We start from the raw sequence: 12996 nt of genomic DNA on the forward strand, positions 1-12996 counted from the left end.
CCGCGTACACCGTAAACCCATCGCTAGGAGAGTCTCGGTGTGGTGCCAACAGCGTAAAATTTGAATTAAATTTTTCTGCCGTCACAAAGGTTTATTTCTCCGCTCGGTCCGGCCGCTACTGGACCGACTCGGTTGCCGGGGCTAGCCTCCAAGGTGGGCACAGTGCCACTCTTAATTGAGGACTGATCATTTCAAGGAGACGGGTTCGATGGCTATTTCAGAACAATTGCCGCAAGTGCGTTCGAAGTGGGGCTGGTTCGTAGCGCTTGGCGTACTTGTACTTGCCTTGGGCATCATCGCCGCCGGCAATCTTATGGTCGCGACAGCCGCATCGGTGCTGTTCGTCGGAACGCTGATGATCGTGGCTGGTGTGATCGAGATCGTACATGCGTTCGGCGTGAAGAGCTGGGGCACGTTCTTCTGGTGGCTGCTCAGCGGCATCCTCTATGTCGTCGCCGGCTACCTGGCTTTCAGCAATCCGCTGCTGACAACGGCCATCCTGACACTGTTTCTGGCAATCAGCCTGATTGCGTCGGGCGTGCTGCGCATCTGGATCGGCTTCACCAGCAAAGGACTGGAAGGCTGGGGTTGGGTGGTGTTCGGCGGCGTCATCACCGTGCTTGCGGGCCTGGTCATCGCAGCCGGCTGGCCGGTCAACAGCCTGTTTATCCTCGGCATATTCCTCGCCGCGGACCTTATCGTCCAGGGCATCACCTACATCGCCTTTGGCTTTGGCCTGAGGAAACTTGCCTAAAAGGCGATAGCCTGGTCAAGTTCGGAAAGAGGGCGCACGCCGGAGAGCAGCGCCCTCGCCTCGGCTTCGTCCTGCTTCATCTGGACAACCAGCGGGTCGAGGCCGTCGAATTTCACTTCGCCCCTGAGATAGCCGAACAACGAGACCGATGCGACCTCGCCATAGAGATCGCCTGAGAAGTCGAAAACGAAGGTTTCGAGCAGCGGCGCCCCATTGTCGTTTACGGTCGGACGCCTGCCGAAGCTTGCCACGCCTTCATACAATGTGCCGTCGGCACGGCGGAAGCGGACGGCATAGATGCCCTCCTTCAGCCCTGTTTCGGGTGATAGCCGCATGTTGGCCGTTGGAAATCCGAGCGTGCGTCCGAGCTTCGCGCCGCCCACCACTTCAGCCTCGACCGTATAGCGATAACCCAGCAAGCCCGCCGCTTCGGCCGCTTCTCCCGCAGCCAAAAGCTCACGGATACGACTCGACGAGATAATCTCAGCACCCTCGTCGCGAAACGCATCGACCAGGGTCACGCCAAATCCGTGACGTTCGCCCGCAGCCATCAGGAAGGCTGGACCGCCTTGCCGGTTCTTGCCGAAATGGAAGTCGAAGCCAGTCACCACATGGCTGATGCCGAGCTGTTGCTCCAGAATACCGGTCACAAAATCCTCGGCCGAGAGGCTTGAGAACTCGCGCGTGAACGGCCGCTCTATCACAGCCGCAAAGCCAAGCGCCTCAAGCAGCCGCGCCTTGACATGGGGCGGCGTCAGCACAAACAGCGGAATGTCGGGACGGAACACTTTGCGCGGATGCGGCTCGAAGGTCAGTACAAGTGCCGGCACATTGTGCCGTCGCGCCTCTTCCAGCGCGCGTTCCAATACCGCCAGGTGGCCACGATGGATGCCATCGAAATTGCCGATGGCAACGACACCGCCGCGCAGCCGCGCCGGCACGGCTTCCTCACCTGAAACGCGGATAAAGGCTTTTTCCATCGCGCTGCCTACCGGAGTCTCGGAATGGTCGCCACCGGCGCATAGCCGTGCTTGTCGAGGAAGGCGGCAAGCCTGGCCGGATCTGGCATGTGCGCATGTTCCCCATAGTCGCGGGCGTGGATGCCGCCTGAGACATAAAGCACATCGATGCCGTTGTCGGCTGCACCCTTGACGTCGGTGAACATGCCGTCGCCGATGGCGAGCGCCTGCGATCTATCCACCTCGCGGCCGAGCACTTCGCCGGCGGCGGCGAGTGCCGCCTCGTAGATCGGGCGGTGCGGCTTGCCTGAAACCAGCGTGCGTCCGCCGAGCAGCCCGTAGTCACGCGCCAGCGCGCCGGCGCACCAGATCAATTCGTGGCCGCGCTCGACCACGATATCGGGGTTGGCGCAGATGAATGGCAGGTTGCGCGCGCGCAGCCGGCGCAGCATCTCGGCATAATCGTCAGGCGTTTCAGTCTCGTCGTCATAAAGCCCGGTGCAGACTACGGTCGCGGCCTCGAACTCCTCGACCAGATCGACGTCGAGGCCATCATAGAGCGGGTAATCGCGGTCGGGGCCGATGTGGAAGACGCGGCGCGGACCTGAGCGGATCAGGTCGCGGGTGACGTCGCCCGATGTGACAACCCGGTCCCAGGCGGATGTGGGCACCCCCAGATTGGCAAGCTGGGTGATGACACCGTCGCGCGGACGCGGCGCGTTGGTGATTAGCACCACCGCCACCCCCTTCTCGCGTGCTGCCTGAAGGGCCGCGGATGCTTCCGCAAAAGCTTCAACGCCGTTATGGATGACACCCCAGACATCGCACAGCAGAGCCGAGTAACGGCCAGTCAGCGCTTCGAGCGACGCGATTGATTGAGGCAAGCCCGCCATTGTCTGTCCTTCGATCGATCCCAACGGGAGAGATTGGCCGGCCGGCCAAGCAGCCCGGAATTATCCGAACCGGCCCGTCCTGTCATCAGCTTTCGCCTGATGCAGTTGCAGGCGACAGTGCAAACAACCGCCGCAGACGGCATCGACATGGTAAACGACGGGCAAATCCGACACCGCATTTTCTCGATGGGTCGAGAACCGCTAATTTAAGGATTTTGTGGAATGTTCCTCAGCTTGAGCTTGGGGGCGCATTCCATGATCCGCAAATTCTTGCAAGACAAGCGCGGCAACTATGCCATCATGACAGTGGTCGCGATGGTGCCAATCATGGGCGCGCTGGCGCTCGCCATTGATTACGCCGAAATCTCGCGAGAACGCGAAGTGGTACGCAATGCACTCGATGCGGCGAACTTTGCTGTCGCGCGGCAAATTCTCGGCGGCTCAGTCGACCCTTCAGAGAGCGACGCCGACAAGGAAATACGGCTCAAAGAGTACGCTGTTCAATTCTTCAATGCCAATCTCGGCTCGATAAAGCCTGCCAATGCGCCTTTGACGGTCACGCTGCCAAACAATAGTTTCGGAGGCGGCACATTGGAAATGGAGGCGACGCTCACATATGCGCCATATTTCCTGCCAGCGGCCGCAGCGCTACTCGGCAAGTCGAATAAGACCTTCGACCTGAGCTTTGAGGTCAAATCCGCAATACGTCTCAAGAACACGCTCGAAGTGGCACTGGTGCTCGACAACTCGGGCTCGATGGACAACAAGGGCTCCGGCACCGGTCAAAAGCGCATGGACCTGCTCAAGACCGCGTCCAAGCAGCTTGTCGAGACTCTAGCAGCACAAGCCGCACAGATGAAACAAATCGAGGAGCCAGTTCAGTTCGCGGTGGTGCCGTTTTCCGCGTCGGTCAATATCGGACCAACGAACGACGACCAGCCTTGGATGGACACAATGGGCCTCTCGCCCGTGCACCACGAAAATTTCGACTGGTCCAACATGACAGCGGCAAATCTGTCGGCGAACACCCCAATCATAGGCAATCGTTACGTCGAATTCACCGGAGGGCTCTGGCGCAAGCGCGGGACCGGATGGGGCGACACGCAGGACAAGCCCTTGACCCGGTTCAGCCTATATCAAGACATTTCCGCCGTATCGGGACGCGAGCGGCTCATCGGTAACCTCCACTATGTGTGCTACCAAAAGAAGGCGAACAGCGACGCCTGCTTTTTGGGCGGTTACGAAAGCAACTATAACGGCACCTATACCCGCTTCGGCAGTTGGCAAGGCTGTGTCGAGGCCCGACCAGATCCCTATGACACCAACGACGAGCCTGCCAGCACCGCAAAACCTGCCACCCTCTTCGTGCCCGCCTTCGCGCCAGATGAACCCGGGGACCTATGGCTCGACTTCAACGGCGACGGCAGGGCCGACTGGACTGCCACCAGTTCTAGCTATTCGAACAACTGGTGGACGGACTGGGACTGGAAAGGGAATGGTACTTCCAAGTCCCGCCAACGTGATATGCGGAAATACTTCCGTGCCAAGCCGAAGGGGTCGCAAACGCCGGGCCCGGACAAGGGTCCGAACTCGACATGTACCACCACCCCCATCACGCCTCTGCATGACGTCAGCAAGCCCGCTGGCAAGAAGGCCATCGACGACGCCATCGACGCGATGACGCCGACAGGAAATACCAATGTTCCAGAGGGCACTGCGTGGGGCTGGAGGGTGCTCTCCAGCGGCGCTCCCTTCACGAAAGGACGCCCGGAAAATGAGGCAGGCAACGACAAGGTCGTTATCGTGCTGACAGACGGCGCGAATACGTACAGCAATGCACCGAACAGTGACCCCGTCGGTAACAAATCCACCTACGCAGCCTATGGCTATGTCGGCCAGAAATACGATACATCAGGCGAAACGCGCATGTATCTGAACTCGTCGACGAACAATTACCAGGCGGCGATGGATGAAAAGTTGCAGAAGGTCTGCGCGAACGCCAAAGGGCCAAAAGCGCGCAATGGTGAAGGAAAAGGCTCCGACAACGTCATTGTCATGACCGTTTCGCTGGATCTCAGCACGTCCAAATCAAGCGAGAAAAAGGCCATCGACACCTTGACTACCTGCGCGTCTTTTTCGCGCACAAAGGTGGGCAAGAAGCTGTATTGGAACGCTACTGGCGCCAATTTGATGGAAGTATTCAAGGAAATCGCCGACGAGCTTTCCAACCTGCGCATCGTCACCTGAATTGGGCCCCGGCAGGAACAGTAAAAAAGGCGCCCTCCTCGCGCGGACGGGCGCCTTTACGTTGTCAGTCCATATGTGCCGCCGGTGCGCCGCCGACCGGCTGGGCTGTCGGCTTGCGCAACAGCAGTGCCAGGGGGATGGCGCAGAGCGAGACGATCATCATCAGCTTGAAGTCGTCGATGTAAGAGATCATCAACGACTGGATATTGACCAGCCCGTCGATCTGCGTCAGCGCCAACGGATCGCCAGCCGCCGCACCGGGCGATATGGCCACCAGGTTGGGGTTGAACGGCGTTACATTCGTCGACAGCTCCGCATGGTTGATCTGGATGTTGCGGGTCAACAGCACCGAAACGATGGAAATGCCGATCGACGAACCAATATTGCGGACGAGGCTGAACAGGCTCGCCGCATCGGTGCGGTGGCGTGGCGCCAGCGTGGCGAACGCCACAGTCGACAGCGGCACGAACACCAGGCCAAGCCCCAGTCCCTGGATCACGCCGGTCGAGATGATCAGGAACGCATCCATCTGCGGCGTGAAGCCAGTCATGTAGTAAAGCGAGATCGCCGTCAGCAGCAGCCCGGCAACGACCAGGTAGCGATTGTCGACCATGCGTACCAGGCGGCCGACGAGCAACATGGAGATCATGGTGCCGACACCACGCGGCGCCATCACCAGGCCGGTGGTGATGGTGGGATAGCCGTAGATGCGCGTCAGCATCGGCGGCAAAAGCGCAAGGCTTGCCAGCAGGATCACGCCAATGACGAAGATGAACACCAGCCCGGTCACGAAATTGCGGTCGGTGAATATCTTGGGGTCCAAAAAGGTGTGTTCGGACGTCGCCATGTGGACGGCGAAGACCCAGAAGCCGGTGACGGCGAGACCGAGCTCGATCCATATCTCAGCCGCCGAGAACCAGTCGACCTCGCCGCCGCGGTCGAGCATCAGCTGGAGCGCGCCGACGCCGAGCGACAGCATGGCAAAACCGAAAAAGTCGAAGCCGCGCAGGCGCTTGACGATGGACGGCAGATAGGCGGCCGAACCCAGGAAAGCGACGATGCCCACCGGCAGGTTGATGAAAAACACCCAGCGCCAGTTGAAGCTTTCGGTCAGCCAGCCGCCGAGCGTCGGGCCGATGATCGGGCCGACCATGATGCCGGCGCCCCACATGGCCATAGCCTGGCCGTGGCGCTCCTTGGGGTTGATGTCGAGCAGGAAGGTCTGGCTCAAGGGCACGATCGCCGCGCCGAACACGCCTTGCAAGAGGCGGAACAGCACCATCGACTCCAGGCTCCAGGCAACGCCGCAGAGCATCGACATGACGGTGAAACCGACAACGGAAACGAGAAACAGCTCCTTGCGGCCGAAGCGATCCGACATCCAGCCGGTCAGCGGCGTCATGATGGCGGCGGCGACGATGTAGGACGTCAGCACCCAGTTGATGGTGTCCTGAGAAGCGCCGAGGTCGCCGACCATCGAGGGCAACGCAACATTGGCGATGGTGGTGTCGAGCACCTGCATCACCGTCGCCAGCATGATGGCGATGGTGATCAGGCCGCGATGCGGCACCTCGGTGAGGGACTTTGTGGCTGACTGGCTCATTCGAGCAACCCTTGGGACCTTGTGGTCGTCAAGCGGCGACCGGAAAAAACGGAATGCCGGCCGCCGTCGACGGCCGGATCAATCCGAAGCGTTGCGCCGCAGTGGCGCTGATTACTCCGCGGCCACCGCGTGGCCGAAGATGCTGCCGAAGCCGCGCGATACGCCCGTGTCGATCGACACCGAGGCGCTCATGCCGGTGCGCATGGCAAGCCCGCCGTCAGCGGTGTCGACCTTGACCCGCACCGGGATGCGCTGCGTGACCTTGACCCAGTTGCCGGTGGCGTTTTGTGCCGGCAGCAACGAGAACTCCGCGCCAGTGCCAGCGCCGATCGCCTCCACCGTGCCGCGGAAGGTGCGGCCGGGATAGGTGTCGAGCACGATATCGGCCTCCTGGCCGGGCTTCATGTGGGTGAGCTGCGTTTCCTTGAAATTCGCCTCGACCCAGGTGTCGCCGGTTTCGACAAGGCTAAACAGCGCGGTGCCAGTGCCAACGAACTGGCCAACCTTGAAGGAGGCAGCCTGCGAGACCACGCCGTCGGCAGGGGCGCGAACCGTTGTTTGCGCCAGGTTGAAGGCTGCATTGTCACGCGCGGCGAGTGCCGCAAGCACTGTGGGGTGCTTGTCAGTCTCGATATCGGGATTGCCACCGAGTGCTGCCTTGGCGCTGACAATGCCCTGCACGGCGGCGCTGTGCTGCTGCTGGGCCTTGTCGAGTTCCATGCGGGCCTCGTCCAACGAAGACTTGGTATTCACACCCTTGGTCACCAGATCGTTGCTGCGGTCGAACTGCGCCTGGGCATAATCGAGCCCGCTGGTCGCGACTCGCTCCTGTGCGACGGCCTGGCTGTAGGCAGCACGAAGCTGCTCGACATTGAGACGTGCGCCAGCGAGCGCTGCGTCGGCCTGCGCCAAAGCGATCCTGTAGGGCTCGGGATCGACCTCGAACAGCAGGTCGCCGGCCTTGACCATGGTGTTGTCGGCGACATCGACCTTGATGATACGGCCGGCGGCCTCCGAGGCGATGATCATCCTGGCCTGGCGCAGATTGGCGTTCTCGGTTTCCTGGTAGCGGCCACCCGTCACCCAGAAATAACCACCGCCGGCAACCAGGGCCAGCGGCAACGCCGCCATCAGCACAAAGCGGCCACGCTTCCTGGGCGCCGGTGCAGGTGCAGCCACCGGCGGCTGAAGCTGGGCTGCCACCGGGCTCTCGAGTTCGAGCTTTGCGCTGTTTTCGTTCACTTTCGCCACCGCGTTCATTTTTTCGTCTCTCTCAAACAATTCACATTGGCGGGTTCGCCCGCGGAAAGGTTGTCGACTATGGTGCGCAGGCCATGGACCGTGGCGAGCCGCTCTTCGGGAGAAAGTCCGTTCAGCGCCCGCTCGTAGACCTCGCCGGCTACAGCCTTGACCTTGGAAAAAGCCTCAAGCGCCTTGTCGGTCGGAAAGATCATGCGCACACGCCTATCGGCATTGCCTTGACGGCGCTCGATCCAGCCGCCCTCCTCCATCCGGTCCAGCAGTCGCGACACGCTGATCGGCTCGATTTCGAGAAGCTCGGCAAGGCGCGCCTGCGCCACGCCCTCTTCCTTGACCAGCCTGACAAGCAGTCGCCATTGCGCCGCCGACAGCCCAAATTCACTGCCGCGCTGCTCAAAGTTGCGACGCATCAGCCGCGCCGCGTCGTGGATGAGGAACCCCAGCCTTTCGATACCTTCATTTTTCATGAGCGGCATATATTATAAGCATGCTCACCATTCAAGCGGGGATTTTGCACCGCATAACGGTTTTACGTTCACACTGTTGTGCGCTCACGCGACGATTAGGCGGCTGTTAATCGTGGCCGCTCATCGTTTAGGAAAGACCCTGACACAACAGGATCGATTGCATGCAGGACCGGTCGCCAAACCGGCGTCATATTCTCAAGGGCATTGCTGGCCTGAGCGTCATGGCGCCCATGCCGCTTTGGGCCAATCCAATGCCAACCGTGGACGAGGTCGCCTTCGATCCGGACATACCGGTGCTCGGCAATCCGGACGGCAACGTGACGGTGGTCGAATTCACCGATTATCAGTGCCCCTACTGCAAGCTGAGTTTCATCGAACTCGAAAAGGTCATGGCGGAAGACGGCAACATTCGCGTGCTCCTGCGCGACTGGCCGATCTTCGGCGAGGTATCGCGCAACGCCGCTCTGCTGACCCTGGCTTCGCACAGCCAGAGCCGCTACGCCGACGCCGTCCGCACCCTCATGACCACGCGCGAACGGCTGACGTTTCGCAGCACCGCCGATCTTCTGGGTGATATCGGCGTCGATGTAGCCCAAGCCCGCAGTGAACTCGACACACGCCGCGACACCTTCGTTAGCCTGCTTGCACGAAGCCATGCCCAGGCCACAGCCTTCCAGCTCAGGGGTACGCCCGGCTTCCTGATCGGCAAGTCGCTGTACAAGCGCGGCATGACGGCTGACGACTTCCGCAAAGCCATCGCCCAGGCACGGGCATAAACCCTGGAATCTCGCTGTCATGTGGATGTCGTTCCCTTGACAGTAAAAGGGTGACGGCCTATCTCACCGGCACGTTAGCACTCGCCTGAAGTGAGTGCTAACCAAGTCCGGCCAGCCCGGACCGAGGAACGTTCTCAACAGTTCACCGAGGAAATTCAAATGACAAAGTCGAAGTTCCGCCCGCTGCATGACCGCGTGGTTGTTCGCCGCGTCGAATCCGAATCCAAGACCGCCGGCGGAATCATCATCCCCGACACGGCCAAGGAAAAGCCGCAGGAAGGCGAAATCGTCGCCGTCGGCACCGGTGCCCGCGACGAAGCCGGCAAGATCATTGCTCTGGACGTCAAGGCGGGCGACCGCGTTCTGTTCGGCAAGTGGTCCGGCACCGAAGTGAAGCTCAATGGCGAAGACCTTCTGATCATGAAGGAATCCGACATCATGGGCATCATCGGCTGAACCGTCGCAATTAGTTCGCCTCCACACCAGAAGTAACGGGCATTCAGCCCAGGAGCTAAAACATGGCTGCTAAACAAGTAGTATTTTCCCGCGACGCCCGCGAGCGCATGCTGCGCGGTGTCAACATCCTCGCCGACGCCGTGAAGGTCACGCTCGGCCCCAAGGGTCGCAACGTCGTCATCGACAAGTCGTTCGGCGCCCCGCGCATCACCAAGGACGGCGTTTCCGTCGCCAAGGAAATCGAACTTGAAGACAAGTTCGAGAACATGGGCGCGCAGATGGTCCGCGAAGTTGCTTCGAAGACCAACGACAAGGCCGGCGACGGCACCACGACCGCTACCGTTCTGGCTCAGGCGATCGTTCAGGAAGGCCACAAGGCCGTTGCCGCCGGCATGAACCCGATGGACCTGAAGCGCGGCATCGACCTGGCTGTCAGCGAAGTCGTCGCACACCTCGTCAAGAGCGCAAAGAAGATCAAGACCTCCGAGGAAGTCGCCCAGGTCGGCACGATTTCGGCCAACGGCGAAGCCTCGATCGGCCAGATGATCGCGGAAGCGATGCAGAAGGTCGGCAACGAGGGCGTCATCACCGTCGAGGAAGCCAAGACCGCCGAGACCGAACTCGAAGTCGTCGAAGGCATGCAGTTCGACCGTGGCTACCTCTCGCCCTACTTCGTCACCAACCCCGACAAGATGATTGCCGAGCTGGAAGACGCCTACATTCTTCTCCACGAGAAGAAGCTCGGCAACCTGCAGGCCATGCTGCCGATCCTCGAGGCTGTCGTTCAGACCTCGAAGCCGCTCGTCATCATCTCCGAGGACGTCGAAGGCGAAGCTCTTGCAACGCTGGTCGTCAACAAGCTGCGTGGCGGCCTGAAGATTGCTGCCGTCAAGGCACCGGGCTTCGGCGATCGCCGCAAGGCCATGCTGGAAGACATCGCCATCCTCACCGGTGGCCAGGTCATCTCCGAAGACCTCGGCATCAAGCTCGAGAACGTCACGCTGGACATGCTCGGCCGCGCCAAGAAGGTGTCGATCTCCAAGGAGAACACCACCATCATCGACGGCGCCGGCAAGAAGCCTGAGATCGAGGGCCGCGTCGCCCAGATCAAGCAGCAGATCGAAGAGACCACGTCGGACTACGACAAGGAGAAGCTGCAGGAACGTCTGGCGAAGCTCGCCGGCGGTGTTGCCGTGATCCGCGTCGGCGGTGCGACCGAAGTGGAAGTCAAGGAAAAGAAGGACCGCGTCGATGACGCGCTGAACGCAACCCGCGCTGCCGTCGAAGAAGGCATCGTGGCTGGCGGCGGCGTCGCTCTCCTGCGCGCCACCCAGGCAATCACGGCAACCGGCATCAACGCCGATCAGGTCGCCGGCATCAACATCGTGCGTCGCGCTCTGCAGGCTCCGGCCCGCCAGATCGCTTCGAACGCAGGTGCCGAAGCCTCGATCGTTGCCGGCAAGATCCTTGAAAACAAGGGCGCTACCTTCGGCTACAACGCCGCGACCGACGAATATGGCGACATGATCGTCATGGGCATCGTTGACCCGGTCAAGGTTGTCCGCACCGCACTTCAGGACGCAGCCTCGGTTGCCGGCCTGCTCGTCACCACCGAAGCCATGATCGCCGAAGCTCCGAAGAAGGACTCGGCTGGCGGCGGCATGCCAGGCGGCATGGGCGGCGGCATGGGCGGCATGGGCGGCATGGATTTCTAATCCAGCCACCTGGCTCAAGCTTACGGAAAGGGCGCCCTCGGGCGCCCTTTTTCGTTGTGCAGCGCGCTTTTCCAAGACCTGCGCGACGGATCAATGCTCGGCGCGCGTGACCGAAACGCCAGCGCGTGAGAACGCCTCGATGCGGTCTTCCACTGCCTTGCCGTCTACGATCAATGTGGCGATGTCACTGAGACCGCCAACCTGGAATGGCGAAACGGCACCGAGCTTGTCGCTTGTCGCAAGCACGACAGTTTCGGCGGAGCACGACATCAGCTGCCGCTTGATCGCCGCCTCCTCCATGTCGCCCGTGGTCAGCCCCTCGGTCACATGCACGCCTGTTACGCCGAGGAAAAACAGATCGGCGCGGATGCGCGATATCGCCTCGGCCGCCAACGCGCCGACCGCCACCATCGAATGACGGTACAGTTTTCCGCCGATGATCACCGCGTCCACCTGCGGCTTGTCCTCAAGTGCTACCGCAATTGTCGGGCTGTGGGTGATTGCCGTGAAGCGGGCCTGGGCCGGCAGGTGCCGGATGATCTCCAGGTTCGACGTGCCGCCGTCGAACACCACCGTCATGCCATCCCTGACCATCGCCGCGCCGGCCTTGCCGAGGGCCGACTTGGCATCCATCGCGATGGCCCGGCGTTCGCCGATGGGAATCACCGTTGGCGACACCGGCATCGCGCCGCCATGCACGCGCAGCAGCAATCCTTCCGCCGCAAGCTCCCTGAGATCGCGCCTGATCGTGTCTTCCGACAACTCCAGTTGGTGGCTGAGATGCTTGGCGACCACCTGCCCGTCCTTGGCAAGAAGGTCGAGGATCAGGCGTTTTCGTTGGCTTGTGAGCACTTTTGCAATTCCGTCAGTTCAGCGATGTCACACGATATTGCATGATACCGCATGAAGCTATATCAATTTCATGCAGATTCGTGCAATTTCAGGAGATATCATGAATACGAAACCAATGCTCATCTTGATCGCCGGTCCCTACCGCTCCGGCACAGGCGACGACCCCATCAAGATGGAGGAAAATCTGAACCGTCTCGAAAGCGTCGCCGTTCCGCTGTTTCGCGCCGGCCACATCCCGATGATCGGCGAATGGGTGGCACTTCCGCTCGGGCGGCAGGTCGGCTCGAAGGGTGCTGGCGATCCGCTCTATGACGAATTCGCCTACCCGGTGGCCGACCGGCTGTTGCGCCATTGCGATGCCGTCCTGCGCTTGCCCGGCGCCTCCAAGGGCGCGGATGAGGACGTGCGGCTGGCCTTGGAGCGTGGTCTCAAGGTCTATTACGACCTCTCCGAAGTGCCGGGAGTGGCGTGAAGGCAGGCATCTTTCTTGTTGCCAAATTTTTTCGAAAAAATTTGCAACGAGGCGGAACCTTTTCCGCTCATCGACGTTGCTACCTTGTCCGAGGTACGTCCGGATGGAGCAATCCTGAAGGAACACCAAAGGGCAAACAGGACGCCTCCAGCACTATCAAAGGTGCGGGAGGCGTTCTTTTTTGTGCGCCTTCGCCATCAATTTCCGCGCCGTCCACTCACCTGGAAGACTCGTAAACCTGCCGCTTCACCGGACCGGACGTCGGCCAGCGGAACCCTTGGGCTCTCGGGGCGTTGACCTGCGCACAAGCCACAGGAGATGCGAAATGGTGAACAAGGATCAGGTCAAGGGCGTTGCCAAGCAGGTCGCCGGCTCCGTCAAGGAAGCGGCTGGCAAGGCCACCGGCGACAAACAGACCCAGGCCAAAGGCACCGCCGAGAAGATCGCCGGCAAGGTTCAAAAGGCCTATGGCGACACCAAAGAAAAGATCAAGAAGGCGCTTTGACCACGAGTGCACGCGCAGAACGAGGCGGCTTCGGCCG

13 protein-coding genes are annotated in these 12996 nt (G+C 61.0%); 7 read left to right on the plus strand and 6 right to left on the minus strand.

The features are described 5' to 3' along the window. Positions 1-208: 208 nt before the first annotated feature. Positions 209-754 (plus strand): HdeD family acid-resistance protein, encoded by a 546-nt coding sequence (locus AC1RTB_RS03950; RefSeq protein WP_492880550.1) that lies wholly within the window; start codon positions 209-211, stop codon positions 752-754. Here the strand turns inward: AC1RTB_RS03950 and AC1RTB_RS03955 are convergent. Together AC1RTB_RS03955 and AC1RTB_RS03960 are read right to left on the minus strand one after the other, a co-directional pair. Continuing rightward, positions 751-1734, minus strand: coding sequence for a bifunctional riboflavin kinase/FAD synthetase (locus AC1RTB_RS03955; protein ID WP_492880551.1), 984 nt, complete (start codon positions 1732-1734; stop codon positions 751-753). The two genes, AC1RTB_RS03950 and AC1RTB_RS03955, sit on opposite strands and share 4 nt — an antisense overlap. Positions 1735-1742: 8 nt before the next feature. Beyond that, a complete protein-coding gene (locus tag AC1RTB_RS03960) occupies positions 1743-2606 on the minus strand; it encodes a TIGR01459 family HAD-type hydrolase (protein ID WP_492880552.1) in 864 nt (287 codons plus the stop codon). 255 nt (positions 2607-2861) lie between these two features. Between AC1RTB_RS03960 and AC1RTB_RS03965 the strand changes: the two genes are divergently transcribed. After that, positions 2862-4853, plus strand: a complete 1992-nt coding sequence (locus AC1RTB_RS03965; RefSeq protein ID WP_492880553.1) for a TadE/TadG family type IV pilus assembly protein — start codon at positions 2862-2864, stop codon at positions 4851-4853. A 64-nt stretch (positions 4854-4917) separates the two neighbouring features. Here the strand turns inward: AC1RTB_RS03965 and AC1RTB_RS03970 are convergent, their stop codons facing one another. From AC1RTB_RS03970 to AC1RTB_RS03980, 3 genes are all read right to left on the minus strand, one after another. Continuing rightward, positions 4918-6456, minus strand: coding sequence for a DHA2 family efflux MFS transporter permease subunit (locus tag AC1RTB_RS03970; RefSeq protein ID WP_492880554.1), 1539 nt, complete (start codon positions 6454-6456; stop codon positions 4918-4920). A gap of 111 nt (positions 6457-6567) precedes the next feature. Beyond that, complete coding sequence (locus tag AC1RTB_RS03975) at positions 6568-7716, minus strand: HlyD family secretion protein (protein WP_492880555.1); 1149 nt, start codon at positions 7714-7716, stop codon at positions 6568-6570. Beyond that, positions 7713-8192, minus strand: a complete 480-nt coding sequence (locus AC1RTB_RS03980) for a MarR family winged helix-turn-helix transcriptional regulator (RefSeq protein WP_492880556.1) — start codon at positions 8190-8192, stop codon at positions 7713-7715. The genes AC1RTB_RS03975 and AC1RTB_RS03980 overlap by 4 nt, the downstream gene beginning before the upstream one ends. A gap of 152 nt (positions 8193-8344) precedes the next feature. On the opposite strand from AC1RTB_RS03980, the gene AC1RTB_RS03985 reads away from it, so the two are divergent. The 3 genes from AC1RTB_RS03985 to groL all read left to right on the plus strand — a co-directional run bounded on the left by AC1RTB_RS03985 (position 8345) and on the right by groL (position 11130). Then, complete coding sequence (locus AC1RTB_RS03985) at positions 8345-8959, plus strand: DsbA family protein (protein WP_492880557.1); 615 nt, start codon at positions 8345-8347, stop codon at positions 8957-8959. A gap of 159 nt (positions 8960-9118) precedes the next feature. Further along, positions 9119-9415, plus strand: coding sequence for a co-chaperone GroES (gene groES / locus AC1RTB_RS03990; RefSeq protein ID WP_492880558.1), 297 nt, complete (start codon positions 9119-9121; stop codon positions 9413-9415). A gap of 62 nt (positions 9416-9477) precedes the next feature. Beyond that, complete coding sequence (gene groL, locus AC1RTB_RS03995; protein ID WP_492880559.1) at positions 9478-11130, plus strand: chaperonin GroEL; 1653 nt, start codon at positions 9478-9480, stop codon at positions 11128-11130. 90 nt (positions 11131-11220) lie between these two features. On the opposite strand, the gene AC1RTB_RS04000 is transcribed toward groL, so the two are convergent. Beyond that, positions 11221-11982: a DeoR/GlpR family DNA-binding transcription regulator gene (locus AC1RTB_RS04000; RefSeq protein ID WP_492880560.1), complete on the minus strand. Its 762-nt coding sequence runs from the start codon at positions 11980-11982 to the stop codon at positions 11221-11223. 115 nt (positions 11983-12097) lie between these two features. Here AC1RTB_RS04000 and AC1RTB_RS04005 point away from each other — a divergent pair, with 115 nt between their 5' ends. Together AC1RTB_RS04005 and AC1RTB_RS04010 are read left to right on the plus strand one after the other, a co-directional pair. Continuing rightward, positions 12098-12454 (plus strand): DUF4406 domain-containing protein, encoded by a 357-nt coding sequence (locus AC1RTB_RS04005; protein ID WP_492880650.1) that lies wholly within the window; start codon positions 12098-12100, stop codon positions 12452-12454. A 325-nt stretch (positions 12455-12779) separates the two neighbouring features. Continuing rightward, positions 12780-12959, plus strand: a complete 180-nt coding sequence (locus AC1RTB_RS04010; protein ID WP_492880561.1) for a CsbD family protein — start codon at positions 12780-12782, stop codon at positions 12957-12959. Positions 12960-12996 lie beyond the last annotated feature (37 nt).

The organism is Aminobacter sp. GW821-FHT11F06 (assembly GCF_058808215.1).